The sequence below is a fragment of the Burkholderia sp. Nafp2/4-1b genome, assembly GCF_003635165.1.
Lineage (GTDB): Bacteria > Pseudomonadota > Gammaproteobacteria > Burkholderiales > Burkholderiaceae > Burkholderia.
On the sequence record NZ_ML058615.1, the window covers coordinates 104,884 to 130,398 of the forward strand.

At 67.5% G+C, this 25,515-nt stretch carries 24 protein-coding genes; 9 read left to right on the plus strand and 15 right to left on the minus strand.

Features of this window, described 5'->3' with window-relative positions; translation table 11 throughout:
• The first annotated feature begins 49 nt into the window (after positions 1-49).
• Together C7H84_RS22750 and C7H84_RS22755 are read left to right on the plus strand one after the other, a co-directional pair.
• A complete protein-coding gene (locus tag C7H84_RS22750) occupies positions 50-1,024 on the plus strand; it encodes an ABC transporter permease (RefSeq protein ID WP_121860870.1) in 975 nt (324 codons plus the stop codon).
• A gap of 44 nt (positions 1,025-1,068) precedes the next feature.
• On the plus strand, positions 1,069-1,980 hold the full coding sequence (locus C7H84_RS22755) for an ABC transporter ATP-binding protein (protein WP_121860871.1): 912 nt from the start codon (positions 1,069-1,071) through the stop codon (positions 1,978-1,980).
• 69 nt (positions 1,981-2,049) lie between these two features.
• On the opposite strand, the gene C7H84_RS22760 is transcribed toward C7H84_RS22755, so the two are convergent.
• The 11 genes from C7H84_RS22760 to C7H84_RS22810 all read right to left on the minus strand — a co-directional run bounded on the left by C7H84_RS22760 (position 2,050) and on the right by C7H84_RS22810 (position 13,401).
• A complete protein-coding gene (locus C7H84_RS22760) occupies positions 2,050-2,976 on the minus strand; it encodes a LysR substrate-binding domain-containing protein (protein ID WP_121860955.1) in 927 nt (308 codons plus the stop codon).
• A gap of 40 nt (positions 2,977-3,016) precedes the next feature.
• Positions 3,017-3,742, minus strand: a complete 726-nt coding sequence (locus tag C7H84_RS22765) for an amino acid ABC transporter ATP-binding protein (RefSeq protein WP_121860872.1) — start codon at positions 3,740-3,742, stop codon at positions 3,017-3,019.
• Between the two features lie 40 nt (positions 3,743-3,782).
• On the minus strand, positions 3,783-4,439 hold the full coding sequence (locus C7H84_RS22770) for an amino acid ABC transporter permease (protein ID WP_121860873.1): 657 nt from the start codon (positions 4,437-4,439) through the stop codon (positions 3,783-3,785).
• A complete protein-coding gene (locus tag C7H84_RS22775; protein WP_121860874.1) occupies positions 4,436-5,200 on the minus strand; it encodes an amino acid ABC transporter permease in 765 nt (254 codons plus the stop codon). The genes C7H84_RS22770 and C7H84_RS22775 overlap by 4 nt, the downstream gene beginning before the upstream one ends.
• Before the next feature lie 43 nt (positions 5,201-5,243).
• Positions 5,244-6,032, minus strand: a complete 789-nt coding sequence (locus tag C7H84_RS22780) for a transporter substrate-binding domain-containing protein (RefSeq protein WP_240462080.1) — start codon at positions 6,030-6,032, stop codon at positions 5,244-5,246.
• Positions 6,033-6,103: 71 nt separating this feature from the next.
• Positions 6,104-7,174 (minus strand): ABC transporter ATP-binding protein, encoded by a 1,071-nt coding sequence (locus C7H84_RS22785; protein WP_121860875.1) that lies wholly within the window; start codon positions 7,172-7,174, stop codon positions 6,104-6,106.
• A 46-nt stretch (positions 7,175-7,220) separates the two neighbouring features.
• Positions 7,221-8,063 (minus strand): ABC transporter permease, encoded by an 843-nt coding sequence (locus tag C7H84_RS22790; RefSeq protein ID WP_121860876.1) that lies wholly within the window; start codon positions 8,061-8,063, stop codon positions 7,221-7,223.
• On the minus strand, positions 8,060-8,986 hold the full coding sequence (locus C7H84_RS22795) for an ABC transporter permease (RefSeq protein ID WP_205611451.1): 927 nt from the start codon (positions 8,984-8,986) through the stop codon (positions 8,060-8,062). The genes C7H84_RS22790 and C7H84_RS22795 overlap by 4 nt, the downstream gene beginning before the upstream one ends.
• A gap of 4 nt (positions 8,987-8,990) precedes the next feature.
• Positions 8,991-10,088 carry an extracellular solute-binding protein gene (locus tag C7H84_RS22800; RefSeq protein WP_121860878.1) on the minus strand — a complete coding sequence of 366 codons (1,098 nt, stop codon included), beginning with the start codon at positions 10,086-10,088 and terminating at the stop codon, positions 8,991-8,993.
• A gap of 149 nt (positions 10,089-10,237) precedes the next feature.
• Complete coding sequence (locus tag C7H84_RS22805) at positions 10,238-11,710, minus strand: aldehyde dehydrogenase family protein (protein WP_121860879.1); 1,473 nt, start codon at positions 11,708-11,710, stop codon at positions 10,238-10,240.
• On the minus strand, positions 11,707-13,401 hold the full coding sequence (locus C7H84_RS22810; protein ID WP_121860880.1) for a 5-guanidino-2-oxopentanoate decarboxylase: 1,695 nt from the start codon (positions 13,399-13,401) through the stop codon (positions 11,707-11,709). The genes C7H84_RS22805 and C7H84_RS22810 overlap by 4 nt, the downstream gene beginning before the upstream one ends.
• A 466-nt stretch (positions 13,402-13,867) precedes the next feature.
• Here C7H84_RS22810 and C7H84_RS22815 point away from each other — a divergent pair, with 466 nt between their 5' ends.
• From C7H84_RS22815 to hutC, 6 genes are all read left to right on the plus strand, one after another.
• A complete protein-coding gene (locus C7H84_RS22815) occupies positions 13,868-14,728 on the plus strand; it encodes a transporter substrate-binding domain-containing protein (protein ID WP_121860881.1) in 861 nt (286 codons plus the stop codon).
• Positions 14,729-14,820: 92 nt separating this feature from the next.
• Positions 14,821-15,543: an ABC transporter permease subunit gene (locus tag C7H84_RS22820; RefSeq protein WP_121860882.1), complete on the plus strand. Its 723-nt coding sequence runs from the start codon at positions 14,821-14,823 to the stop codon at positions 15,541-15,543.
• A 12-nt stretch (positions 15,544-15,555) separates the two neighbouring features.
• The gene (locus C7H84_RS22825; RefSeq protein WP_121860883.1) at positions 15,556-16,302 is read left to right on the plus strand and encodes an ABC transporter permease subunit; all 747 of its coding nucleotides are present in this window, start codon (positions 15,556-15,558) and stop codon (positions 16,300-16,302) included.
• A 28-nt stretch (positions 16,303-16,330) separates the two neighbouring features.
• Positions 16,331-17,122 carry an ATP-binding cassette domain-containing protein gene (locus C7H84_RS22830; protein ID WP_121860884.1) on the plus strand — a complete coding sequence of 264 codons (792 nt, stop codon included), beginning with the start codon at positions 16,331-16,333 and terminating at the stop codon, positions 17,120-17,122.
• Positions 17,123-17,129: 7 nt separating this feature from the next.
• Complete coding sequence (gene hutH / locus C7H84_RS22835; protein ID WP_121860885.1) at positions 17,130-18,623, plus strand: histidine ammonia-lyase; 1,494 nt, start codon at positions 17,130-17,132, stop codon at positions 18,621-18,623.
• 40 nt (positions 18,624-18,663) lie between these two features.
• Positions 18,664-19,419: a histidine utilization repressor gene (gene hutC / locus C7H84_RS22840; protein WP_121860886.1), complete on the plus strand. Its 756-nt coding sequence runs from the start codon at positions 18,664-18,666 to the stop codon at positions 19,417-19,419.
• A 91-nt stretch (positions 19,420-19,510) separates the two neighbouring features.
• On the opposite strand, the gene C7H84_RS22845 is transcribed toward hutC, so the two are convergent.
• The 3 genes from C7H84_RS22845 to C7H84_RS22855 form a co-directional block, all read right to left on the minus strand.
• Positions 19,511-20,950: an MFS transporter gene (locus tag C7H84_RS22845; protein ID WP_121860887.1), complete on the minus strand. Its 1,440-nt coding sequence runs from the start codon at positions 20,948-20,950 to the stop codon at positions 19,511-19,513.
• A 135-nt stretch (positions 20,951-21,085) separates the two neighbouring features.
• The gene (locus tag C7H84_RS22850) at positions 21,086-22,237 is read right to left on the minus strand and encodes a CaiB/BaiF CoA-transferase family protein (protein ID WP_121860888.1); all 1,152 of its coding nucleotides are present in this window, start codon (positions 22,235-22,237) and stop codon (positions 21,086-21,088) included.
• Positions 22,238-22,244: 7 nt separating this feature from the next.
• Positions 22,245-23,186, minus strand: coding sequence for a hydroxymethylglutaryl-CoA lyase (locus tag C7H84_RS22855; protein WP_121860889.1), 942 nt, complete (start codon positions 23,184-23,186; stop codon positions 22,245-22,247).
• 137 nt (positions 23,187-23,323) lie between these two features.
• Between C7H84_RS22855 and C7H84_RS22860 the strand changes: the two genes are divergently transcribed.
• Positions 23,324-24,241 (plus strand): LysR family transcriptional regulator, encoded by a 918-nt coding sequence (locus tag C7H84_RS22860; RefSeq protein ID WP_121860890.1) that lies wholly within the window; start codon positions 23,324-23,326, stop codon positions 24,239-24,241.
• Between the two features lie 63 nt (positions 24,242-24,304).
• On the opposite strand, the gene C7H84_RS22865 is transcribed toward C7H84_RS22860, so the two are convergent.
• A complete protein-coding gene (locus C7H84_RS22865; RefSeq protein ID WP_121860891.1) occupies positions 24,305-25,486 on the minus strand; it encodes a fumarylacetoacetate hydrolase family protein in 1,182 nt (393 codons plus the stop codon).
• Positions 25,487-25,515 lie beyond the last annotated feature (29 nt).

A 25,515-nucleotide genomic window follows, 5' to 3' on the forward strand; every position in this document is an offset into this window, starting at 1 on the left:
ATGCCGCGGCAGCCGCGCGACCGGCACCCGAAACGATACGGAGATTCCCATGACAACGACCCGCAACACGACCGGATGGCTCGCCGTGCGCCGGGAACTGACGACGCGCGGCAAATGGACGCTCGCGCTCGCGTCCTTCCTGCTGCCGTTCGCCGTCTGGTGCCTGATCAGCTATGTGCCGTTCGTCTGGCATCCGCAGATGCGCATCACGAATCCGGGCAGCGTCGACTATTTCCAGACCGGCATGCAGGTCGAGCGCGACGTGTTCGACGACGAACTCGCGCATGCGCGGGCCGCGCACACGGCGGTGCCCGAAGGTGAGCGCGCGAATCCGGTCTACCTGCCGGCCCCGCACCAGGTATTGCGCGCGTTCTACACGGCGTTCACGACACCGCCCGCGTCGCGCGACGGCGTGTGGCTGCACGAAAGCCTGTGGCACAGCATCCGCATCATCTTCTGGGGCTTCGTGATCTCGTCCGCGATCGGCGTGCCGCTCGGCATCGTGTGCGGCACCTTCAGTGCGCTCGCGCGGCTGCAGGAGCCGTTCCTGGAGTTCTTCCGCTATCTGCCGGCGCCCGCGTTCGGCGCGCTGATGGTCGCGATTCTCGGCATCTACGACGCGCCGAAGATCGCGATCATCGTGATCGGCACGCTGTTCCAGCAAGTGCTGATCATCGCGAACACCACACGCAAGCTCGAATACGGGCTGTTCGAGGCCGCGATGACGCTCGGCACGAAGAAGCTGAAGCTGCTCACGCACGTCGTGATTCCAGGCGTGCTGCCGGACCTGTATCGCGATCAGCGGATCCTGCTCGGCTGGGCCTGGACTTACCTGATCGTCGCCGAGCTCGTCGGCACGAGCTCGGGCATCACGTGGTACATCAGCCAGCAGGCGCGCTACCAGCATTTCGACAACGTGTATGCGGCGATCCTGATGATCGGGATCATCGGCCTCGGCACCGACATCGTGCTCGGTCTGCTCGGCCGCCGGCTCTTTCCGTGGGACCGCACGCTGAAAGCGTGAGCGCCGCACGCACATCCCCATCGACGATTTCCGCAGAGGGCATCATGCAGAACCCGCAAGCCGTTCCCGATTACCTGATTCAATCCGACGCGGTGCGCGAGCGCTTCGCGCGGCTGAAGGCCCGCGACGTGATACTCGACGTGCGGCACGTCGGCAAGCGGTTCACGACGCCGCAGGGCGAGTGCGTCGCGCTGGACGACATCAGTTTCCGCACGCACCGGCGCGAGTTCGTCTGCGTGATCGGCCCGTCCGGCTGCGGCAAGTCGACGTTGATCCGGATCCTGGCCGGGCTCGACGCGCAGACGAGCGGCGAGGTGCTGCTGGACGGCAAACCGGTGGACGGGCCGGGCGCCGATCGCGGGATGGTGTTCCAGGGCTATACGCTGTTTCCGTGGCTCACGGTCAAGAAGAACGTGATGTTCGGTCTGCGCATGAACGGCAGCAGCAGCGGCGCGGCCGAGCGCGAGGCGCTGCAGTGGCTCGATCTCGTCGGGCTGACGCGCTTCGCCGACGTGTATCCGCACCAGTTGTCGGGCGGCATGAAGCAGCGCGTGGCGATTGCCCGCGCGCTCGCGAACCGTCCGCGCATCCTGCTGATGGACGAACCGTTCGGCGCGCTCGACGCACAGACGCGTGCGAGGATGCAGACACACCTGCTCGACATCTGGCGCAACATCGACGTGACGATCCTGTTCATCACGCACGACCTCGACGAGGCGATCTTTCTGGCCGACCGGATCCTGGTGCTGAAGGCGAATCCGGGCGGGGTGCAGGAGTTGATCGAGGTGCCGGTGCCGCGGCCGCGCGATTATTCGCAGGTGAATACGCCGGCGTTCATCGCGACGAAGGCGCGGCTCGAAGCGCTGATCCATCCGAAGGAGGCCGCGGCGGCGGAAGACGACGGCATCAAGCCGCACATGATCCGGATGACGGACGTGGCGGATAACGTCGAATAGCGGGGAAGGGTTTGCCGACGCGTACCCGGACATCGACATCGATCTGCGGCTCGACCACCATGACGCGGTTCAATCCGGATGTTCCAACGACCGCGCCGGCATCGCTGGCAGCGTGACGCAATCCCACCTGCGCTTGTCCGCGATCCAGTCGCCGAACAGCTGGATCTTGTGCGGCTGTTCGATTCCGCCCGGATACACGAAGTAATAACCCATTCCCGTCGGCAACGACAGGTCGAACGGCATCACGAGCCGGTGCGCCGCCACGCTTTCGTCCACCAGCGTCCTGTCGCCGATCGCGATGCCGTATCCGTCGATCGCTGCCCGGGTCGCGAGGTCCAGCGTTTCGAAGCTCAGGCCGCGAGACGAGTCGACGTGCGCCGCGCCCGCATGGTCGAGCCAGCGTTTCCAGTCCTGATGATCGCGGGTCGGATGCAGCAGCGTATGGCCGTTCAGTTCGTCGAGACGCGCGAGCGGTTGGTGCTCGAGCAGGCTCGGCGCACAGACGGGGGTGAGCCGCTCTTCGAACAACGGAATCGCGTGCATGTCGGGGCCGGCGCCGTCGGCATAGATCACCGCCGCATCGAACGGCTCGACGCGGAAATCGACGTGATGATCCCAGGTGGTCGTGATCTGCACCTGCAGCTCGGGATGCTCGACCTGGAAACGCATGATGCGCGGCAGCATCCACTGCATCATGCAGGTCGGCACCTTCAGCGCAAGCTCGGTGCGCCGGCGTGACAGGCGCATCGATACCTCCTCGATGCGCGCGAAGCTTTCGCGCACCGTCGGCAACAGCAGCTCGCCCTCGGCCGTCAGCGTGAGCCCCTTGGGCGTGCGCTTGAACAGCGGAAACTGATAGAAGCTTTCGAGCGCGAGGATTTGCCGGCTCACGGCGCCCTGCGTCAGGCACAGGTGCCCGGCGGCGCGCGTGAAGCTGCCGTGGCGCGCGACGACGTCGAACACCTGCAGCGCATTGAGGGAAGGGAGTCGTTTCATCGGAAGCATCGGTGTGCAACGGGCAGCGACGCAATATCGCTCAATGCAGGATTTTCGCGAGGAAATCCTTCGCGCGATCCGACTTCGGGTTCGCGAAGAACTCTTCCTTGCGGTCGTCCTCGACGATCGCGCCCTTGTCCATGAAGACCACGCGATGGGCGACCTTCTTCGCGAAGCCCATTTCGTGCGTGACGACCATCATCGTCATCCCTTCCTGCGCGAGCTCGACCATCACGTCGAGCACCTCGTTGATCATCTCCGGATCGAGCGCGGACGTCGGTTCGTCGAACAGCATCGCGATCGGGTCCATCGACAGCGCACGCGCGATCGCGACCCGCTGCTGCTGTCCGCCGGACAGCTGGCCCGGGAACTTGTGCGCATGCGCCTTCAGCCCGACGCGATCGAGCAGCTTCATGCCCTTGTCGGCGGCTTCGTCCTTGCCGCGGCCGAGCACCTTGATCTGTGCAAGCGTCAGGTTCTCGGCGATCGACAGGTGCGGAAACAGCTCGAAATGCTGGAACACCATCCCGACCTTCGAGCGCAGCTTCGACAGGTTCGTCTTCTTGTCGCCAACCGACTGGCCGTTCACGAGGATCTCGCCCTGCTGGAACGGCTCGAGGCCGTTCACGGTCTTGATCAGCGTCGACTTGCCCGAGCCCGACGGACCGCACACGACGACCACCTCGCCTTTCCTGACCTCGGTCGTGCAATCGGCGAGGACCTGAAACTGGCCGTACCACTTCGAAATGTTGCTGATGGAAATCATGAAAGTACCTGCATCGGAATGAGGCGCGCGCGGCGCCGGTTCAGCGCGCCTTCGCGACGCGGTAGCGACGTTCGAGCGCACGCGCATACCACGTCAGCGGGAAGCACATCGCGAAGTAGAGCAACGCGACCATCGCGTAGATCGGAAACGGCTTGAATACCGCATTGGTGATGATGTTGCCGGTCTTGGTCAGTTCGGTCAGCCCGATGATCGACGTGAGCGCGGTGCTCTTCACCGCCTGCACTAGAAAACCGACTGTCGGCGGCAGCCCGATCTTCCATGCCTGCGGCCACACCACGTAGCGCAGCCGCTGGGCCCACGTCATGCCGAGGCTGGCCGCCGCGTGCCACTGGCCGCGCGGCACCGCGTCGACGCAACCGCGCCAGATGTCGGCCAGGTACGCGCTCGCGTTCAGCGTCAGCACGACCGACGCCGCGACCCACGGCGTCACGTCGATGCCGACGAGCGGCAATCCGAAGAAACCGAGGAACAGTTGCATCAGCAACGGCGTGCCCTGAAACACTTCGACGTACAGGATCACGAAGCGGCGCAGCGCCGGTACGGGCGAGATGCGCAGCGCGAGCAGCGCGAAACCCGCGATGCCGCCGCCGGCGAACGTGATCAGCGACAGCAGCACGGTCCAGCGCGCGGCGAGCAGCAGGTTCCATGCGATGTCCTGGAAAGTGAATTCGATCATCGTGCATGCTCCGTCGGCAGGCCGGTCTCGGGGGAGCGGGCGCGCCACGTGAAGCGGGCGGCCCGGGTGCGTCGCGGCGCGGCAGCCGAGCCATGCGGCGCGCGGCCCCGGAACAACCGCCGGCCGACGCGGTTGAGCAGCATGCGCAGTGCGATCGACAGCAACAGGTAGATCACGGTCACGACGATGTAGATCTCGAACGCACGGAAATTGCGCGACTGGATGAAGTTCGCCGCGTAGGTCAGGTCGGGCACCGAGATCTGCGACACGACCGCCGAACCGAGCATCACGATCAGTACCTGCCCCAGCAGCGCGGGGTAAACGTTCGCGAGTGCCTGCGGCAGCACGACGTGACCGAACACCTGCCGGCCGTGCAGCCCGAGCGCGCGCGCGGCCTGCACTTGCCCGTGCGGCACCGATTCGATGCCGGCGCGCAGGATCTCGACCGCATACGCGCCGAGGTTGACCGTCATAGCGAGCACGGCCGCCTGCGCCTCGTCGATGTGTACGCCGATACCGGGCAGCCCGAAGAAGATGAAGAACAGCTGGACGAGGAATGGCGTATTGCGGATCAGCTCGACGTAGGACGCCACGAGCGCACGCGCCCAGCGCGGGCCCGCGAGGGCGGTCCACGCGCCGGCGGTGCCGATCAGGCCGCCCAGCACGGTCGAGGCGGCGGTGAGGCCGAGCGTCACGCCGATGCCGCGCGCGAGCATGTCGGCGTACAGGCCGAAATCGCTGAAGTCGAACACGTAAGTCATCGCGATGCCTTTCGTCGTGAGTGCGGGGCGGGGGCGATGCCCATTACAGATCGGCCGGGAGTGCCGCGTGCAGCCACTTCTGCGACAACGTGTTCAGCGTGCCGTTCTTCTTCGCGACGGCGATCGCGTCATTGACCTTCTGCATCAGGCGCGGTTCGTTCTTGTTCAGGCCGACGTGATCGGGCGAGCTGAACAGCGAGAACTTCTGTTCGGGATCGATCGACGGATGCCGCGCGATGATGGTTGCGCCGACGTCGTTGCCGACCACCAGGAGTTGCGCCTGTCCCGACAGGAATGCCGCGATCGCGCCGTTCGGGTCGTCGAAGCGCTTGATCGTCGCGCTCGGCGGCGCGATCTTGCTGACGCTCAGATCCTCGAGCGTGCCGCGCGCGACCGCGACGGATTTGCCGGCGAGATCGGCATTGCCCTTCACGGCCAGCGATTTCGGGCCGAACACCGCGAGGTAGTAAGGCGCATACGCGTTCGAGAAGTCGATCACCTTCGCGCGCTCCGGCGTCTGCCCGACCGACAGCAGCATGTCGGTCTTGTGGTCGGCGAGATATGCCATCCGGTTGTCGCCGGTGACCTGCACGAGCTCGACCTTCGCATTGAGGGCGCGGCCGATCAGGTTCGCCATGTCGATGTCATAGCCTTGCGGCTTCATGTCGGGTCCGATCGAACCGAACGGCGGATAGTCCTCGAATACGCCGACGCGCACGACGCCCGATTTCGCGATCGTGTCGAGCGCGTCGGCGTGTGCGAGCGGCGCGAAGCCGGTAAGCGCGGCGGCGCCGGCACAGAGCAGGACGGTGCGGGCGAGCAGATGTTGCATGCGGCGGGTTGCGTGAATCGTTGCGTTCATGGTGAAGTCCTCGTTGTTGCGCTGGAGAAAGGGAACGGACATCAGGCGCCGCGTGCGGCGATGAGCTTGCAGGCATGGGGCGGCAGTTCCGCGAGCACCGGCATGCCGACGTGGAGGTCAGGCGTCTCGCGCGGCGTCGTCGCGGCCGTCAGCGTGAAGCCGCGGCAGTCGATCGTCGCTTCGATCGATGCGCCGACGTCGCGGACGAACGTGATCGTGCCGGCCAGCGTGTTCGGCGCCGCCGCCGGCGGGCCCGGTCGCACGCAGACGTCCTCGGGACGAATCAGCAGGCGCACGGCGTCGGACGCGCCTGTCGCGTCGGGCGCGCGCGGGATCGCGAGGCGCTGCCCGCCCGGCAGGACGATCGCGTCGTCGCCGTCGCGCATGACCGGCAGGATGTTGCCGAGGCCGATGAAGTCCGCGACGAATTCGTTGACCGGGTCGCGATAGATGTCGAGCGGCCGGCCGACCTGCTGGATGCGGCCCTGCTCCATCACGACGATCTCGTCGGCCATCGTCATCGCTTCGCGCTGGTCGTGCGTGACCATGATGGTCGTGATGCCGAGCCGTTGCTGCAGCAGCCGGATCTCGATCTGCATCGCTTCGCGCAGCTTCGCGTCCAGTGCCGACAGCGGCTCGTCGAGCAGCAGCAGGCGCGGCGACGATGCGATCGCGCGCGCAATCGCGACGCGCTGGCGCTGCCCGCCCGACAATTGCGTGACGAGCCGGTCGGCCATGTGCGGAAGCTGGATCAGCTCCAGCAGCTCGGCGACGCGCCGCGCTTGCGCGGCCTTCGCCGTCTTGCGCAGCCGCAGCGGGTACGCGACGTTCTGCGCGACGGTCATGTGCGGAAACAGCGCGAGCGACTGGAACACCATGCCGAAGTCGCGCCGGTTGGCGGGCACGTGCGTGAGGTCGCGGCCGGCGAACGTCAGGGTGCCGGAGGTCGGCGTTTCGAGGCCGGCGATGATCCGCATCAGCGTGGTCTTGCCGCAACCGGACGGGCCGAGAAAGCAGACGAGCTTGCCGTCCGGCACCGACAGGTCGACGTGATCGACCGCATACGCGTGATGGAAGCGCTTCGTCACGTCCTGGAGGATGAGCTGGGTCATGAGGGTTCCTTGCACGGGCGAGGGGGAGGGCCAGGCGGTGCGCGCGTCAGAGCGCGACGCCCTTGTCGCCGACGAGTTTTTCGAGCATCCAGATCAGCGCGAAGTCGATCGCGACCGTGAACACGGCGAAGCAGAACACGGTCGGGTCGAGCGACGACACGGTGCGGCTGTAGAGCCAGACCGGCAGGGTCATCGTGTCGATGCTGTACAGGAAGAACGTCACCGTGAATTCGTTGAACGACACGATAAACGCGAACAGCATCCCGGCGAGAATGCCGGGCCGCATCAGCGGCAGCACGACGTCGACGAGCGCGCGGCGCGGGCTCGCGCCCATCAGGCACGCGGCTTCCTCGAAGTCCGGACCGATCGACGCGACCGAGGCCGCGCAGTTCTTCACGGTGAACGGCAGCGTCAGGATCACGTGCGCGACGACGAGCCGCACGATGCCGAGCTCGACCGGCAGCGCGTTGAACACGATCAGCAGTGCGAGGCCGAGCATCACGAGCGGATAGACGATCGGCAACGCGACGAGCTGCTCGACGAGCGCCTTGCCGCGGAAGCGGCAGCGCGACAGCGCGTAGGCCGCGGGTACCGACACGGCGGTCGCGATCAGCATCGTCGCGACCGCGACGACGAGGCTCGTGGTCAACGCGGCGCCCATCGACTGCGCGCTGCCCGCATCGGACGAAACGAACGTCTGCCACGCGGCGTGATACCAGCGCAGGCTGAAATCGCGCGGCGGGAATTCGAGCGTGCCCGAGGCGCCGAACGACATCGTGATCATCGTCAGGATAGGGAGCGCGGCGACGAACAGCACGAGCGTCGCGAGCGCACCGGTCACGCGTCCGAGGCGGCCGGGCAGCGGCGCGCGCAGGAGCAGGGCATTCATCGGTTCACCTCGCCGGCACGTTGCAGGGTGCGCACGAGGCGCTGGGAAACCGCCATCACCACGAGCGTCGCAGCCATCAGCACGATGCCCGATGCAGATGCCGCGGGCCAGTTGAGCAACGGTGCGACCTGGTCGTGCACGAGCACCGCGAGCATCGGCACGCGGCGGCCGCCGAGCAGCAGCGGCACCGCGAAGGCGCTGGCGTTGTACGCGAACACGAGCAGCGCGCCGGACACGAGGCCGGGCATCGCAAGCGGCAGCGTCACGTGCCGCAGCGTCTGCCAGCGGCTCGCGCCGAGCGTCGCGGCGGCTTCGTCGTACGCGCGGGAAACCGCACGCAGCGCGCTCGACAGGGGCAGCACCGCGAGCGGGAACGCAGTCTGGATCAGCCCCAACAGCACGCCGTGTTCGCGATACAGCAGTTGCAGAGGCCGCTCGATTGCACCGGTGCCGAGCAGCGCGCGGTTGAGCATCCCGGCCGGGCCGAGCATCACGAGCCAGCCATAGCCTTGCAGCAGCAGGTTCACGAGCAACGGCAGCAGCACGCCGGCGAGCATCAGGCGGCGCGCGAGGCGCGATTCGGTGCGCGCCATCGCGAGCGCAACCGGAATCGCGAGCAGCACCGCGCACACCATGCTCTGGAACGCGAGGCGCAGCGTGAGCCACAGCGACTTCGTGAAGTACGGGTCCGCGAGGTCGACGTAGTTCTGCAGCGTGAAGGTCCGCCATTCGTCGCCGGATACGCCGACGCTCATCCGCAGCACGGTGAGCGTCGCGGCGGCGAGCACCGCGAGGAACGCCAGGATCGGCGCGAGCAGCAGCCACGGCGGCACGCCGGGCCGCCCGGCCTCGGCGCTGGCGGCGGCACCGGCCGATGCGGCGGCGGCCGGAACCGCGTCGCGGGAGGAGGACAGGGAGGCCATGTCGTTATGCCGAGAAGAGGCCCGTATAGCGCTTGATCCACGCGGGCTGGACGGCCGCGAGTGCCTTGTCGTCGTGCAGCACGGCCTTTTCCGCGATCTGCTGCGGCGAAGGCACGAACGCACGGCTTTCCGCCGGAATCACGGCCTTCGCGTTCACGGGACCGTTCAGCACGTCGGCCGCCATCCGGCCCTGGACGCCCGCGTCGAGCGAATGGTTGATGAACGCGTGGATGAGATCGAGATCGGCCGGGTGGGCCTTCGGGATCACCGTGAACATCAGTTGCGTCGCGAAGCCTTCCTTCATTCCGTACGTCACGCCCATCTTGTAGTCGGGCTTGCGGATCTGGTCAGGGAAGAACGCCGGCGAGTAGATGCCGCCGATGTCGAGCGAGCCGGTGCGGAACAGGTCGGCGACCTGGTTCGGGTTTTCGCCGAGCGTCATCACGCGATCCTTGAGCTGCGCGAGCTTGCGGAAGCCGGGATCGATGTTCTGCTGCGAACCGCCGGACAGCTTCGCGGCGATGATCGCGAGGTCGACCGCTTCGGCCCACTCCGGCGGCGGCAGGAACAGTCGGCCCGCATACTTCGGATCCCACAGTGCCTCGTAGCTCGACGGCGCGCTCTTCACGGTGGCCGTGTTGTAGATCAATCCGTCCGACCAAAGCAGGTAGCCGATGCCGAAGCCGTTCGCGCCCGTGCGGTATTGCGGCGCGACGTCCTTCAGGTTCGGCAGGCGGTTCAGATCGGGCTTCGCGAGCAGGCCCGCATCGGCAAGACCGGCCGCGCCGACGCCGGCCAGCGTGATCACGTCATAGGTCGGCCGCTCGCCCGCGGCCTTGACCTTCGCAACCATCCCCGACGTGCCGTCCGCGCGGTCGGCGATCACGCGTGCGCCCGTCAGCTTGCTGAAGGTTTCCGCAATGTTGCGCAGTGCGGCCGCGCCGGTATCGTCGGACCAGGTGAGCAGGCGCAGCGTCTTGCCGGAAAAGCTGCCGGACTGTGCCTTCGCAGTACTGATGAACGGCATCGGAAGGGCGGATGCAGCGAGCGCCGTGCCGAGGGTTTTGATCGCCTGCCGTCTTCCCGCCTTGAAGTGTTGCATGGCCTTCTCCTGTTGAACGATGCCGTGTGGTTGGCTACCCGGCGCCGAATCGCGGCGCGGGGTGTGAATGAACTGTAGGGAGGTCAAATTTCCGCAACAAACGAAATATCCGCATGCGCGGCATGACATAAACGCATGGGCCGGCCGCGTCAGCGGGCCGGCAGCATGACCTGCTTGATTTCCTGAAATGCGGCCAGCCCGAACGGGCCGAGCTCGCGCCCGACGCTGCTGCGCTTGTAGCCGCCCCATGAGGTTTGCGGATAGATCACTTGCGGCGTGTTGATCCAGACGACGCCCGCCTCGAGCGCATCGGCGACCCGCTTGCCGCGGGCCGCGTCCTGCGTGACGACGGTTGCGACGAGCCCGTATTCGGTATCGTTCGCGGCCGCGATCGCGTCGTCCTCGGTGTCGAACGCGCGCACGCACAGCACCGGCCCGAAGATCTCGTCTCGCCATAGCGCGCAGTCGGCCGGCACGTCGGCGAACAACGCAGGCCGGATGAAGTAGCCGGGGCCGGCGAGCGCATCGCCGCCCGTTACGAGCCGCGCGCCGTCGGTCTGAGCTTGTGCGATATGGCGCTTCACGCGTTCGTATTGCGCGCGGCTCGTGAGCGGGCCCATCTGTACGCCCGGTGCGAACGGCGGGCCGACGACGGTTGCGTCGATCCGCCGCGCGAGGCGCGCGATCAGCTCATCGGCGAGCGGCGCGGCGACGAGCACGCGCGAGGTTGCCGAACACATCTGCCCCGCGTTGAACAGGCCGCCGCCCGCGATCAGTTCGACCGCGTGATCGAGGTCGGCATCGTCGAACACAATGATCGACGACTTGCCGCCGAGTTCGAGGCCGACGCCCTTGATCGTGTCCGCGGCCGTCTTCATCACTTGTGCGCCGACCGCCGTGCTGCCGGTAAACGACACCTTCGCGACGAGCGGATGGGCGCACAGCCGGGCGCCGACGTCGTGACCGGTGCCCGTCACGACGTTCAGCACGCCGGGCGGCAGGCCGGCTTCGGCAACGATCGCGGCGAGTTCGAGTTCGGGCAGCGGCGTGATTTCGGACGGCTTCAGCACGACGGTGCAACCGGCCGCCAGCGCGGGCGCGAGCTTCCAGGCGGTCGTGACCATCGGGAAGTTCCACGGCACGATCAGCGCGGCGACGCCGGCCGGCTCGCGCCGGATCCAGGCGCGATGGTCGTCGCCGGGCAGCGCGACCTCGGCTTCGCAGTCGGTGTCGAGCGTGTCCGCGAGGCCCGCGTAGTAGTCGAAGGTGGCGATCACGTCCGCGACGTCGATCTCGGCTTCGGCGAACGGCTTGCCGTTGTTGAGCGACTGCAGGGTCGCGAGCCGGACGCGGCGTGCGTCGACGCCGCGCGCGATCGCCCGGAGCAGGGCCGCGCGCGTGGCACCGGTCGTGCGTTTCCAGCCGGGAAACGCGCGCGATGCCGCTTGCACGGCGTGCTCGACCTCCGCATCGCCGCCCGCGCTGACGGCGGCGAGGACCGCTTCGGTCGACGGGTCGATGACGGGCAGCGTCGCGCCGCTGACGCTCGTGCACCACGTCCCGTCGATGAAGTGGCGCGTGTGCAGCGGCGGATCGAACGCGCGTTCGGGTGTCGTGCTCATCGCTGCACCCGATCGAACCAGGTCGTCTCGTCGATTTCGATCACGGTCGGAATCGTGCGTACCGCGGCATCGCGCAGTGCTTCGGCAAGTGTGTCGGGCGTCGCGGCAGCTTGCGCCGCGCAGCCGAAGCCGCGCGCGAGTGCCTGGAAATCGGGCGTGTACGGATCGACGCCGACCGGCGTGATGTCGCGCGCAACCATGTATTTGCGGATCTCGCCGTAGCCGCGGTTGTTCCAGACGATCACGATCACCGGCACGCGGGCCTCGACCGCGCTCGCGAGTTCCGGCAGCGTGAACTGCAGGCCGCCGTCGCCGATCAGGCACACGACCGGCCGCGCCGGTGCGGCGAGCTTCGCGCCGATCGCCGCCGGCAACCCGTAGCCGAGCGTGCCGTAGCCGGTCGACGAGTTGAACCAGCTGCGCGGTGCCGGCGCATCGTGCGTGAAATTGCCGACATAGACCGGACTCGTCGAATCGCCGGCGATGATCGCGCCGGGCAGCGCCGCGACGACGGTGTCGATCAGCTGCGCCTGCGCACGTGCGGCGTCGTCGTGACCGGACGCGACCGCGTCGCGCACGGCGGCCACCCGCGACGCACCCCAGCCGGGCTCGGGTGTCGGCGCCGGTCTTTCGTGCAGGCGGGTCGACAGTGCGCCGAGCGCCAGCCGCGCATCGCCGGCGATGGCGATCTCCGCGCGGGCATTGCGCATCAGCTGTTGCGCGTCGATGTCGATGCGGATCAGGCGGCCGTCGATCGTGAAGCCGCCGTCGAACGTGACGTCGTAATCGGTTTCGCCGAGTTCGGTGCCGACGGCGAGCACCACGTCGGCATCGCGGATCGCCGCACGGGTGGCCGGCAGCGACTGGGTGGAACCGATCAGCAGCGGGTGACCGGCCGGCAGCAGGCCCTTCGCGTTGATCGTCAGCGCGACCGGTGCGTGCAGGCGCTCGGCGAGTTCACGCAGTTCCGCCGCCGCCTGGATCGTGCCGCCGCCGGCCAGGATCAGCGGCCGGCGCGCGTGCGCGAGCAGGTCGGCCGCCGCGCCGATCGCGTTCGCATCCGGCGCGGGGCGCGCGGGCAGGGCAAGCGGCGCGGTCGGCAGTGCGGGCGCCGGCATCACGATCACGTCGAGCGGAATCTCGATATGCACGGGCCGCGGCCGTGCGCTTTCGAACACCGCGAAGGCGCGCGCGAGCACCTGCGGCAGGTCGGCCGCATCCAGCAGCGTGTGCGAGAACGCGGTCAGTCCCGCGAACACGTCGCGCTGCGACGGCAGCTCGTGCAGGTGACCGTCGCCGCTGCCGAGCTCGCGCCGCGCGTTGACGCTCGAAATCACCAGCATCGGGATCGAGTCGGCGTAGGCCTGGGCCATCGCGGTCGCGATGTTGGTCATGCCCGGCCCGGTGATGATGAAGCAGACGCCCGGCCGCCCGGTGACGCGCGCATAGCCGTCGGCCATGAAGCCGGCCCCTTGTTCGTGGCGCGGCGTCACATGGCGGATCGACGAGGCGGCGAGACCGCGATAGAGCTCGACGGTATGCACGCCGGGAATGCCGAACACGCATTCGACACCCTGGCGTTCGAGCAGGTCGACGAGCGCTTCGCCGCAGGTGCGTGGGCGGACATGGAACGATGCTGCCGTGGCCGCGCGGGCGTCGGCGATGCAGGAGACGAGGGCTGGATGGCTCATGGGTCGTGATGTGCCGGTTGGGAGGGTGAGTGGCCCGTACCGCAAACGAAGGGGCATGAAGCCGATTGTCGATGCCGATCGGCGCTGCCAACAATCGATTAGTTCTCATGCGGCGCATGTGTGCCGCGCATGGCGATGTCGATTCGCGCCGTGGCGATTGCCGGTCGTCATGACAACGGTCTGACGTTTCCGTCCTCACCCGCCGACGAGCGCGACCGTGATCGAATCCGGAATTTGTCTAGTCATCCTTGAGATTGAATCGTGCCGCCTGCACCAACTGCGTGCCTGAATTCACCGCAACGAGGCACGTCGGAGCCCTGAAATTAGGGGATTTCCCGCGTTTCGCCGGTTTTTTTTGATCGCTGCTTGTCGCGCCGTTTTTCTTCTTGCATGCTTGTATAGACAAATTCCTGAGGCGGCTTGCTGCACCGAAGGGATGGCGAACCTCAACGCAAGGAGAACTCTCGTGAACGGCAAGCGCATCAAGTGGGCAATCAGGACGATCGGCGTCATCGCGGCTGCAGCGGCAACGCTCGCCGCACCGGTACAGGCGAAGGAATGGAAGACGGTCACGGTCGCGCTCGAAGGCGGCTACGCGCCGTGGAACCTCACGCTGCCGGGCGGCAAGCTGGGCGGTTTCGAGCCGGAACTCCTCGCCAACGTGTGCGAACGGATCAAGGTGCAGTGCAACATGGTCGCGCAGGACTGGGACGGGATGATTCCCGGCCTGCAGGCCGGCAAGTTCGATATCCTGATGGATGCGATTTCCATCACGCCGGAGCGCGAGAAGATCCTGCTGTTCTCGCGTCCGTATGCGGCGACGCCGGCGACGTTCGCCGTCACCGATACGAAGATCCTGCCGAAGGCCGCGGCCGGCGCGCCGATCGTCAAGCTGACGGGCGACGCGAACGCCGACAAGCCCACCGTCGACACACTGCGCAAGCAGCTGAAGGGCAAGACGATCGGCATCCAGTCGGGCACCGTCTATACGAAGTTCATCAACGACAGCTTCAAGGACATCGCATCGATTCGCGTGTACAAGACTTCGCCCGAGCGCGATCTCGACCTCGTCGCCGGGCGTATCGATGCGTCGTTCGACGACGTCACGTACTACGCGGCGAACAACACGAAGAAGGACACCGCGTCGATCGTGCTCGCGGGGCCGAAGCTCGGCGGGCCGATCTGGGGGCCGGGCGAAGGGCTCGCGTTCCGCAAGCAGGATGCCGACCTGAAGACGAAGTTCGATACGGCAATCGGCGCGGCACTCGCGGACGGCACGGTGAAGAAGCTGGCCGACAAGTGGTTCAAGACCGACGTCACGCCGTAAGCGCGGGTTCTGCCGCCGCCGCGTAAGCGGCTCGCACGACGCGCGGCGGCACGCATCCTGCCGATTCACTCAACGCTTGCCGGGAGGCACGCATGGCGATTCTCGAAATGCTCGGCTTCGGAACCGAAGGCTGGGGCGGTGTGCTGCTGCTCGCCGCATTGATGACGGTCGCGCTGACGCTCGCCGCGCTGGCCGTCGGCGCCGTGATCGGCACGGCGATCGCGGCCGCGAAGCTGTCGCGCTACCGCAGCGCCCGCCTGCTCGGCGATCTGTACACGACCGTGTTCCGCGGCGTGCCCGAACTGCTCGTCATCTATCTGTTCTACTTCGGCGGCTCGACGCTCGTCACGGCCGTCGGCCAGTGGTTCGGCGCGGAAGGCTTCATCGGCGTGCCGCCGTTCGTGATCGGTGCGCTCGCGGTCGGCATGATCTCCGGCGCGTACCAGGCGGAGGTGTATCGCGCGGCGGTGCTCGCGGTGTCGAAGTGCGAGCTCGAAGCGGCGCGCTCGATCGGCATGCCGGGCAGCATGGTGCTGCGCCGCATCCTGGTTCCGCAGGTGCTGCGCTTCGCGCTGCCCGGGATCGGCAACGTGTGGCAACTGAGCCTGAAGGACTCGGCACTGATCTCGGTCACCGGGCTCGCCGAACTGCTGCGCACGAGCCAGATCGCCGCGAATTCGACCCACCAGTATTTCGTGTTCTTCGTCGCGGGCGGCGCGTTGTATCTGCTGATGACGGTCTTGTCGAACCGCGTGTTCAACCGCGCCGAGGCGATCGTCGGCCGATCGTTCCGCCGCAATTTCGCGCGCAACTGACGGAGAACCCGCATGTCCATCGATTTCGCTTTTCTCGTCGACACGCTGCGCCAGCTCCTCGCGGCCGTGCCGACCACGCTCGGCCTGTTCTTCGCATCGCTCGTGCTCGGCGGCCTGCTGTCGCTCGTGATCGTCGCGATGCGCGTGTCGCCGCGCTGGCTGCCGAATCGCTTCGCGCGCGCCTACATCCTCGTGTTTCGCGGCTCGCCGCTGCTGATCCAGATGTTCCTCGTGTATTACGGGCTCGGCCAGTTCGGCGCGATCCGCGAGAGCTTCATGTGGCCGCTGCTGCGCGAGCCGTACGTGTGCGCGGTGCTCTCGCTCGCGCTGTGCACGGCGGGCTACACGGCCGAGATTCTGCGTGGCGGGCTGATGGCGGTGCCGGTCGGGCAGATCGAGGCTGGCTATTCGATCGGTCTGTCGGGCTTCGCGCTGCTGCGACGCGTGATCGGCCCGATCGCGTTGCGCCAATGCCTGCCCGCGTATTCGACCGAAGCCGTGCTGCTCGTCAAGTCGACCGCGCTGGCCAGCCTCGTCACCGTATGGGAAGTCACGGGCGTCGCGCAGCAGATCATCCAGCAAACCTATCGGACGACCGAGGTGTTCGTCTGCGCGGCCGTCATCTATCTCGGCCTGAACTTCATCGTCGTGCGCGTGCTCGGCGCGCTCGAATGGCGGCTCTCCGCGCACCTGCGTGCGCCGAAGCCGTCCGGTGCGCCCGCCGCGGCGGCGCGCAATGCTCAACGCGTCGCGCCCTGAGCGTGCCCGTCCTTACCAGGAGAACCCGATGAACACCGCTGCTCCCGTTGCGCTGTCGGTCAAGAACATTCACAAGTCGTTCGGCGATCACCATGTGCTGAAGGGCATTTCGCTCGACGCGTACGAGGGCGACGTCATCTCGATCCTCGGCGCGAGCGGCTCGGGCAAGAGCACGTTCCTGCGCTGCCTGAACCTGCTCGAGACGCCCGACGACGGCTCCGTCGCGCTCGCCGGCGAGGCGCTGGCGATGAAGCGCGCGCGCGACGGCAAGCTGCATCCGAGCGACCGGCGCCAGGTCGACCGGATCCGCTCGCAGCTCGGGATGGTGTTCCAGAACTTCAACCTGTGGTCGCACATGACGGTGCTCGATAATCTCGTCGAGGGGCCGCTGCGCGTGCAGAAGCGCAGCCGCGCGGAAGCGGTCGAGGAGGCCGAGGCGCTGCTCGCGCGCGTCGGCCTCGCCGACAAGCGCGGCTACTATCCGGCCCATCTGTCGGGCGGCCAGCAGCAGCGCGTCGCGATCGCCCGCGCGCTCGCGATGCATCCGAAGGTGATGCTGTTCGACGAACCGACGTCCGCGCTCGACCCGGAGCTGGTCGGCGAGGTGCTGCGCGTGATGCGCTCGCTCGCGGAAGAAGGGCGCACGATGCTGGTCGTCACGCATGAGATGGGCTTTGCGCGGCACGTGTCGAATCGCGTGATGTTCCTGCATCAGGGCGAAGTCGATACCGACGGCACACCCGACGAAGTATTCGGCGGCCAGACCTCCGAGCGCTTCCGGCAATTCGTGTCGAGCCACCACGACCGCACCACGAACTGAGGCTGCGATGACCGTATTCCGTAGGGCTCAGCCACTCGATTGGCGACAGGTGGCGGCGGTGGCGGCCGGCGAGCCGCTGGCGCTGGCGGACGACGCGCGCACGCGTGTCGTGGCCGCTCGCGAACTCGTCGACGAGATCGTCGCGCGCGGGATTCGCGCGTACGGCGTCAATACCGGCGTCGGCGCGCTGTGCAACGTGATCGTGTCGCCGGCACAGCAGAGCGCGCTGTCGCGCAACATCCTGATGAGCCACGCGGTCGGCGTCGGCATGCCGCTCGGCGCGGCCGAGACGCGCGCGATCATCGCGGCGGCGATCAACAATTACGCGCACGGACATTCGGGCGTCCGTGCCGACGTCGTCGACCAGCTCGTCGCGCTGCTCGACCACGATTGCCTGCCGGAGGTGCCGGCGCACGGCTCGGTCGGCTATCTGACCCACATGGCGCACGTCGCGCTCGTCTGCATCGGGCATGGCCATGCGCGCCATCGCGGCGAACGCATTCGCGGCGACGAGGCACTGCGGCGCATCGGCCGCGAACCGCTCGAGCTCGGCGCGAAGGAAGGGTTGAGCCTCGTCAACGGCACGCCGTGCGTGACGGGGCTCGCCGCGCTCGCACTCGCCCGCGCGGAACGGCTGCTCGATTGGGCCGACTGGATCGCGGCGGCCAGCTTCGAGAATCTTGGCGGGCAACTCGCCGCGTTCGACCCGGCGCCGCTCGCGCTGCGGATTTCGCCCGGTATCGGGCACGTCGGTGCGCGCTTGCGGACGATGCTCGCCGACAGCCCGATGCTTGCCGCGGCGAACGGTCGGCATACGCAGGATCCGCTCAGCCTGCGCACGATTCCCCATGTGCATGGCGCGGCCCGCGACGTGTTCGCGGCCACGGCGGAAGTCGTCGATCGCGAGCTCGCATCGGTCACCGACAATCCGATCGTGGCCGGCACGCGCGACGCGCCGACCGTTCATTCGCAGGCGCACGCGGTCGGCGCGGGCATCGCGCTGGCGATGGACAGCCTCGCGGCCGCGATGGCGCAGGTCGCCGCGATCGCCGAGCGGCGGCTCGACCGTCTCGTCAATCCGCTCGTGAGCGGGCTGCCCGCGTTTCTCGCGGCGCCGGGCGGCACGTGTTCGGGGTTCATGATAGCGCAGTACACGGCGGTCGCGCTGGTCGCGCAGAACCAGCGGCTCGCGGCGCCCGCGAGCCTCGACGGCGGCATCACGTCGGGGCTGCAGGAAGATCACCTGTGCCACGCGACGCCGGCCGCGCTGAAGGCGCTCGACATCATCGAGAATGCAACGCGGGTGCTCGCGATCGAGCTGCTTGCCGCCGCGCAGGCCTACGATCTGCAAGCGAACGAAGCGCGCAGCGCCGCATCGACCGACGCGCTGCGGCGGCATGTCCGCGAACGCGTGCCGGTGTATCGCGACGACCGGCCGCTGGCCGACGACATCGCGGTCGCGTCCGGCATCGTCGCGGGCGAACCGCCGCCATTGCAGTGACGACGGGCGGCTCATCCATCATTCATTCGGTCGAGGGTGCATGAACGAAACGGAACGACGACCTTTCGCACGGCCGGCCGCGGCATCGGGCGATGCCGTGCCGGCGCGCGCACTGCCGGCCTATCAACAGATCAAGCGCTACGTCGTCGAGCGGATCGCGAAGGGCGACTGGAAGCCGGGCGGCGCCATCCCGACCGAGGCCGAGCTGGTCAAGGAATTCGGCGTCGCGCGGATGACGGTGTCGCGCGCGCTGCGCGAGCTGACGGCCGAGCGCGTGCTGACCCGCATCCAGGGTGCCGGCACGTTCGTCGAGCGCCGGCATTACGAATCGACGGTGCTGGAGATCCGCAACATCGCCGACGAGATTGCCGAGCGCGGTCATCGGCACAGTGCCCGCGTGTTGCTGATCGAGCGCAGCGTCGACGCGGAAGCGATCGAAGCGCTCGGTCTTCGTTCCGGGCCGGTGTTTCATTCGCGCATCGTGCATTTCGAGGAAGACGAGCCGATCCAGTTCGAGGATCGCTACGTCAATCCGGCGTTGTTTCCCGCCTATCTGGAGCAGGATTTCTCGATCGAGACGCCGAACCACTACATGGTGCGGCTCGCGCCGATCCAGCGCGCGGAATTCCGGATCTATGCGGAGAAACCCAATGCGCAGGTGCGCCGGCATCTCGTGATGGAAATCGGCGAACCGTGCCTGGTGCTGAGACGTCGCACCTGGGTTGGCGAGCACGTCGCCACGTCGGTCCGGCTGTGGCATCCGGCGTCGCGGTTTCATCTGGCGGGGAAGATGTAGCACGGGATGCAGCACAGGCGAACGGGAAGGCCGTGGTGCGCATCGATGCATGCATCTTTTCGCAATGGCGCCTTCCCGCGTGCGCCGCGCATCAGCGATTGAGTTCCTCGAGCCGCATACCGTTGGTGCGCGGGCCGAACACGCCGATCACCAGCGCCACCAGCAGCATGAAGATCGTGATCCCGGTGAACACGCCGGGCACGCCGAAGTCCTTCAGCAGCGCGGCGATGACGAAGCCCGACGTCATCGCGCCGACGCGGCTCGCCGAATACACGATGCCGCTCGCACGGGAGCGCACTTCGGTCGGGAACAGCTCGCACTGGTAGGCGTGAAACGACACGGAGATCGTCTGCCCGGCGAGGCTGATCAGCACGCCGAGCACGATGAGCGGCACCACGGCCTTCATCTGGCCGAACGCGAGCCCGCAGACGATCACGGCGAGCGCACCGCCGACGATCAGATGCTTGCGCTGGACGCGGTCCGCATAGAGGATCGCGAGCAGCGGCCCCGCCGGCATCGCGAACGCGATGATGAACGCGTACAGCAGGCTCTTCGTAACGGTGATGCCCTGGCCGATCAAGAGCGTCGGAACCCAGTTCGCGAATCCGTAGTAGCCGATCGCCTGGCAGAAGTTGAACGCGATCAGCATCAGCAGGCGCGAACGATAGGGCGCGCGCCAGAGCGTCGCGAAGGCCGCGCGCGGCACGTCGGGCGGCGCGACCGCATCGACCACCGGCGGCAGAGGTGCGCCCGACTGGCGCGCGACGATCGCTTCCATCTCGCTGACGATCCGCTCGCTCTTCTCGATGTCGCCGCGTGCAGCCAACCAGCGCGGGCTTTCCGGCACCGCGCGGCGAATGAACCAGACGATCACGGCGCCGGCCGAACCGGCCAGCACGACGATGCGCCAGCCGTCGAGCCCGAACACCGTCTGCGGCACGAGCCACCACGACAGGAGCGCGGCAACCGGTGCGGCCGCGAACATCACGACCTGGTTGAACGCCATCGCGCGGCCGCGCATGTGTTGCGGCACCAGCTCGGTCACGTAGGTATCGATCGTGATGATTTCCAGGCCGACGCCGATGCCGGTGATGAAGCGCCACAGCAGCACGCCGTCCGGCGTCGTCTGGAACGCCATGATGGCCGAGCCGACCGAGTACCACAGCAGCGAGAACGTGAACACGGCGCGGCGTCCGTAGCGGTCGGGCATCCAGCCGCAGCCGAACGTGCCGACGAACAGCCCGGCGAACGTTGCCGCGATGAAGGCGGCGATCCCGGTGAAGCCGAAGAACGCTTGCGTGGTGGTCTGCAGCAGCCCGCTCTTCGTCATGCCCGGCGCGATATAGCCGGTGAAGATCAGGTCATAGACCTCGAAGAAGCCGCCGAGCGAGATGAGCAGCACGAGCATCCACAGATGCCGGGTGGCCGGAAGCCGGTCCATGCGCGCGGAGATTGCGGCGCCAACGTTGACGCCGGCGCGGGCAGCGGGCGTGTCGAGCGCGGCGCTGCGCGCGGTGAGGGTCTGCTGCATGTCTGTCTCCTGACATTTTGCATCGGCGGCGTTTTTTATCGATGTGCCGGCCGTGACGAAGGTAGATGCGCGCACGTCGCTCGTGCGCCGGTTCGGCTGCTCGCTACGGTGGGCCGAGCGCGTGCGAAAGCACGCTCATGCGATCGCCCTGCGCTTCAGGCGCGACAGCACCTCCTGCGTATGCTCGCCGACGCGTGCGAGCGCCTGGCGCACGCCGGGGCGCCGTCCGCCCATCGTGATCGGCAGCAACACGACCTCGGTCGTGCCGCCGTCGTCGGTCTGCATCGGCACCAGGCCGCCGCTCGCCTTCAGATGCGGGTCGTCGAGCAGTTGCTCCGGACGCGCGATCGGTGCGTACGGAATGCCGGCCGCTTCGAGCCTCGCCGACAGTTCGTCAGCGCGATGGTGTTTCAGGATCGCGCCGAGCCGCTCAAGCAACTGCGGACGCACCGCGACGCGCGACGCGTTGGTCGCGAAGTCCGGTTCGGCCGCGAGTTCGGGGCAATCGAGCACGTCGCACAGCGTGATGAACTGCTTGTCGCTCACCGCGCCGATGAAAAGCTGTTCGCCGTCGGCCAGCGTGAACACGTCGTAGACGCTCCACGCCGACACGCGCGCGGGCATCGGCGGCGGCGCCTCACCGGTCATCGCGTACTGCTGCATGTGTTGCGCGCACAAAAACACGCAGTTCTCGAACAGCGCGCTCTGGACTTCCTGGCCGAGACCCGTACGTTCGCGCTCGCGCAGCGCGGCGAGCACGCCGATCGCGCCGAACATGCCGCCCATGATGTCGTTGACCGACGTGCCGGCGCGCAGCGGACGGCCGACCGGCCCCGTCATGTACGACAGCCCGCCCATCATCTGCACCACTTCGTCGAGCGCGAGGCGCTTGTCGTACGGGCCGGGCAGGAAGCCCTTGTGCGATACGTAGACGAGTTTCGGGTACTGCTTCGACAGCGTCGCGTAGTCGAGGCCGAGCTTCGTCATCAGGCCGGGGCGGAAATTTTCGAGCATCACGTCGCAGGTGCCGATCAGTTCGACCGCCGCTTCGTTGCCTTCCGGCGAATTGATGTCGAGCACGACGCTCTTCTTGTTGCGATTGAACGACCGGAAGAAGCCGATGCCGAGGCCGGGCAGGTTGCGGGTCTTGTCGCCGCCCGGCGGTTCGATCTTGATCACTTCGGCGCCGAGATCGGCGAGGATCATCCCGCAGATCGGCCCCATCACCATGTGCGTGAATTCGATGACGCGAACGCCGTCGAGAGGGAGTCGGGTGTCGTGGTTCATGATCGTCTCAGTCGGTCGTGACAGTCGCGGCGGCGTGGGTGTTGGGCAGGCCGGCACGCCAGAGCGCACCGTGCAGCGTCTCGCCGTCGAGCCAGCCGGCCACCTTCGCGCGCAATTCGAGCAGCGCGGCGATGTCGATGCCGGTTTCGATGCCCATGTCGGCGAGCATGAATGCCAGGTCTTCGCTCGATGCGTTGCCGCTCGCGCCTGGCGCATGCGGACAGCCGCCGATACCGGCCAGCGTCGCGTCGAAGCGCGTGACGCCCGCTTCGAGCGCCGCATAGACGTTCGCGAGCGCGAGCCCGCGCGTGTCGTGAAAATGACCGCACCAGAAGCGCGTGCCGGCGATCTCGAGCGCCTTGTCGAACAATTCGCGCACGGCGGCCGGGCCCGCATAGCCGACGGTATCGGCGAGGCTCACGCGATCGGCGCCCGCATCGAGCAGCGCCTGCATGCAGCGCAGCACCTCCGACGGCTCGACGCGGCCCTGGATCGTGCAGCCGAACGCGGTGCCGATCCCGCCTTCGATCAGCGCTTTCGACCCGGCCGCGTCGCGCGCGGCGCGAATGCGGGCGACTTCGGCGACGACTTCGTCGGGCGTCTTGCGCAGGTTCGCGAGACTGTGTGCGCGGCTCGCCGACAGCGGCACGAGGATCAGGTCGGCACCCATCTCAAGCGCGCGCTCGGCGCCCTTCAGATTCGGTACCAGCACCGAAACGCGCAGGCCGGGCAGCGTCTTCGCGTACGTGACCAGTTCGGCCGTATCGGCGAGTTGCGGCAGCAGCCGCGCCGGCACGAACGAGCCGACCTCGATCTCGCGCTGGCCGGCGGCGTGCGCGTCGCGGATCCATTCGAGCTTGCGTTCCGTCGGAACAATGCGCTGGATGCTTTGCAGTCCGTCGCGCAAGCCGACTTCGCGAACGACCACGTGCTGGGGGAACGAGGGCAAGGGGCTGTCTCCATGTGCTTGGCCGGTCGTGGATGCGCCGGCGTTGTGCTAACTTTAGACATTCCTGTTGAACATTAAAGCGGTATTTCGGAACCGTCATGCTTCCGAACCGGAATGTCTAAGCCTGGAGACGGCGAATGCGCGACATCGACCTGAAGACGCTGCGGTTGCTGGTGGCCGTATGCGATCACCGCAACATCGCGCGGGCAGCGGAGGAAGCGCATATCGAACCGTCCGCCATCAGCAAGCGCATCGCGCAACTCGAGAGCGATCTCGGCGTGCCGCTGCTCACGCGTTCGCGACGCGGCGTCGAACCGACGGCCGCCTGCAATGCGCTGCTCGAGCATGCGCGCAGCATGCTGTTCACGATGGAGCGCATCGCGAGCGACATCGCCGCGTTCGGCGGCGGGCTGAAGGGGCACGTCAGCATTTGCGCGTCTGCTTCCGCGATCGCGGAAGCGTTGCTCGACGACATTTCATCGTTCATGCGCGAGCCGGCCAACGAGAACATCCGCGTCGACGTGGAAGAGCGGCTGTCGTCCGAGCTCGTGCGGCAGTTGCGCGAAGGCGCGGCGAGCGTGGGCGTGTGCTGGGACAGCGTCGACCTGCAGGGCTTGCAGCACCGGCCGTATCGACAGGATCGGCTGGCGCTGGCCGTGCATCGCGATCATCCGCTCGCGAACGAGGCATCGTTGCGCTTCGAGCAGACGCTCGGCTACGAGCACGTCGGCCTGCTGCCGTCGACGGCCGTGCACACGATGCTGCAGCGCGCGGCGGCCGGCGCGGGCAAGACGGTGTCGTACCGCGTGATCGTGTCGAGTTTCGATGCCGCGTTTCGCGTGGTCGCGTCGGGCCTCGGCATCAGCGTCGTGCCCGTCGAAGTGGCCGAGACGTACCGGCCGGTACTCGGCATCAAGGTAGTGCCGCTCACCGATGCGTGGGCGAAGCGCCGGTTCGTCGTGTGTTTCCGGCGCTTCGACGCGCTGCAGCCCGCCGCGCAGCGGTTGGTCGATTATCTTGCGAGCCGGGCGGAGGAGGTGGAGGAAGGAGCGTGAGAGGGCGGCAGCGGCTCCGTAGCCGACCGATGAGCATGAACGCCCCCTGCGAAACGCTCCGCGTCACGCACCGAGCAGCCCGCGCGCGGCCAGATTCGCATACAGCGCGCGCACGCCGAAGGTCCACGGCGCGATCTCGGTGCACAGCCGCACGGTGTTGACGAGTGCGCCAAGCGTGGGCGTGGAGATGGTCACGCGGTCGCCGAGGTGATGAGTGAAGCCGCCGCCCGGCGCATCGCGATCCTGGATCGGCGAGAACATCGTCCCCAGGAACAGCATGAAGCCGTCCGGGTACTGATGGTGCGTGCCGCACGTCTGCGCGACAAGGTCGGCCGGGTCCCGACTGATCTCGCGCATGTGGCTGATGCCGTCGAGGACAAAGCCGTCATCCGCGCCTTCGACGCGCAGCGATACGCTCGCGTGCCGCACGCTGTCCAGTGTGAAACCGCCGCCGAACAACCGCACGAACGGGCCGATCGCGCACGAGCCGTTGTTGTCCTTGCACTTGCCGAGCAGCAACGCCGAGCGGCCTTCGATGTCGCGCAGGTTCACGTCGTTGCCGAGCGCCGCGCCGACCGGCGTGCCGGCGCTGCTGACCGCCAGCACGATCTCCGGTTCCGGGTTGTTCCAGACCGACGCCGGCAGCAGACCGACGTCCGCGCCGAAGCCCACCGCGGACATCGGCTGCGATTTCGAGAACACCTCGGCATCGGGGCCGATGCCGACTTCCATGTATTGCGACCACGCGCCGCGGCGTTCGAGTTCCGCCTTCAGACGCATCGCGGCTTCCGAACCGGGAACGATCTTCGACAGGTCGGTGCCGATGGTCGCGGCGATCGTTTCGCGCACGTTCCGCGCCTTGGCCGGATCGCCGCCGGCCTGTTCCTCGATCACGCGTTCGATCAGGCTGACCGCAAACGTGACGCCGCACGCCTTGATGGCCTGCACGTCGCACGGCGCGAGCAGATGCGTGGCGCCGGACGTGCCGTCGAGCGCCGCCTGCAGCAGCGGCTCGACGCGGCCCAGCGATTCGCCGGGGGCGGCACGAGCGATATCGACCGCGTCGGGGCGGTCAAACAGATCCGCGGTGGTGGGCACGACGCGCGTGATGTCGAACAGTTCGCCGCCGCGCACGGCGACGACGCTCGGGCCCGCGTGGGCGCCATCGTGCCGCCAGACGCGGCCGATCAGCAGTGCGTCGGCGAGGTCGTGCGGCAGGCAGTCGGAAACGGAGAGATTTCGCATGGTCGGCTCGGCAAGATCGTGGAGCGGTT

Excerpts from the sequence above, each read along its gene's own strand:
- C7H84_RS22755 (WP_121860871.1), top strand. The coding sequence starts at position 1,069 with ATGCAGAACCCGCAAGCCGTTCCCGATTACCTGATTCAATCCGACGCG.
- C7H84_RS22850 (WP_121860888.1), bottom strand. The coding sequence starts at position 22,237 with ATGAACCACGACACCCGACTCCCTCTCGACGGCGTTCGCGTCATCGAA.
- C7H84_RS22865 (WP_121860891.1), bottom strand. The coding sequence starts at position 25,486 with ATGCGAAATCTCTCCGTTTCCGACTGCCTGCCGCACGACCTCGCCGAC.
- hutC (WP_121860886.1), top strand. The coding sequence starts at position 18,664 with ATGAACGAAACGGAACGACGACCTTTCGCACGGCCGGCCGCGGCATCG.
- C7H84_RS22860 (WP_121860890.1), top strand. The coding sequence starts at position 23,324 with ATGCGCGACATCGACCTGAAGACGCTGCGGTTGCTGGTGGCCGTATGC.
- C7H84_RS22770 (WP_121860873.1), bottom strand. The coding sequence starts at position 4,439 with ATGATCGAATTCACTTTCCAGGACATCGCATGGAACCTGCTGCTCGCC.
- C7H84_RS22830 (WP_121860884.1), top strand. The coding sequence starts at position 16,331 with ATGAACACCGCTGCTCCCGTTGCGCTGTCGGTCAAGAACATTCACAAG.
- C7H84_RS22820 (WP_121860882.1), top strand. The coding sequence starts at position 14,821 with ATGGCGATTCTCGAAATGCTCGGCTTCGGAACCGAAGGCTGGGGCGGT.
- C7H84_RS22750 (WP_121860870.1), top strand. The coding sequence starts at position 50 with ATGACAACGACCCGCAACACGACCGGATGGCTCGCCGTGCGCCGGGAA.
- C7H84_RS22810 (WP_121860880.1), bottom strand. The coding sequence starts at position 13,401 with ATGAGCCATCCAGCCCTCGTCTCCTGCATCGCCGACGCCCGCGCGGCC.
- C7H84_RS22790 (WP_121860876.1), bottom strand. The coding sequence starts at position 8,063 with ATGAATGCCCTGCTCCTGCGCGCGCCGCTGCCCGGCCGCCTCGGACGC.
- C7H84_RS22795 (WP_205611451.1), bottom strand. The coding sequence starts at position 8,986 with ATGGCCTCCCTGTCCTCCTCCCGCGACGCGGTTCCGGCCGCCGCCGCA.
- C7H84_RS22760 (WP_121860955.1), bottom strand. The coding sequence starts at position 2,976 with ATGAAACGACTCCCTTCCCTCAATGCGCTGCAGGTGTTCGACGTCGTC.
- C7H84_RS22775 (WP_121860874.1), bottom strand. The coding sequence starts at position 5,200 with ATGACTTACGTGTTCGACTTCAGCGATTTCGGCCTGTACGCCGACATG.
- C7H84_RS22800 (WP_121860878.1), bottom strand. The coding sequence starts at position 10,088 with ATGCAACACTTCAAGGCGGGAAGACGGCAGGCGATCAAAACCCTCGGC.
- hutH (WP_121860885.1), top strand. The coding sequence starts at position 17,130 with ATGACCGTATTCCGTAGGGCTCAGCCACTCGATTGGCGACAGGTGGCG.
- C7H84_RS22785 (WP_121860875.1), bottom strand. The coding sequence starts at position 7,174 with ATGACCCAGCTCATCCTCCAGGACGTGACGAAGCGCTTCCATCACGCG.
- C7H84_RS22780 (WP_240462080.1), bottom strand. The coding sequence starts at position 6,032 with ATGCAACATCTGCTCGCCCGCACCGTCCTGCTCTGTGCCGGCGCCGCC.
- C7H84_RS22805 (WP_121860879.1), bottom strand. The coding sequence starts at position 11,710 with ATGAGCACGACACCCGAACGCGCGTTCGATCCGCCGCTGCACACGCGC.
- C7H84_RS22845 (WP_121860887.1), bottom strand. The coding sequence starts at position 20,950 with ATGCAGCAGACCCTCACCGCGCGCAGCGCCGCGCTCGACACGCCCGCT.
- C7H84_RS22825 (WP_121860883.1), top strand. The coding sequence starts at position 15,556 with ATGTCCATCGATTTCGCTTTTCTCGTCGACACGCTGCGCCAGCTCCTC.
- C7H84_RS22765 (WP_121860872.1), bottom strand. The coding sequence starts at position 3,742 with ATGATTTCCATCAGCAACATTTCGAAGTGGTACGGCCAGTTTCAGGTC.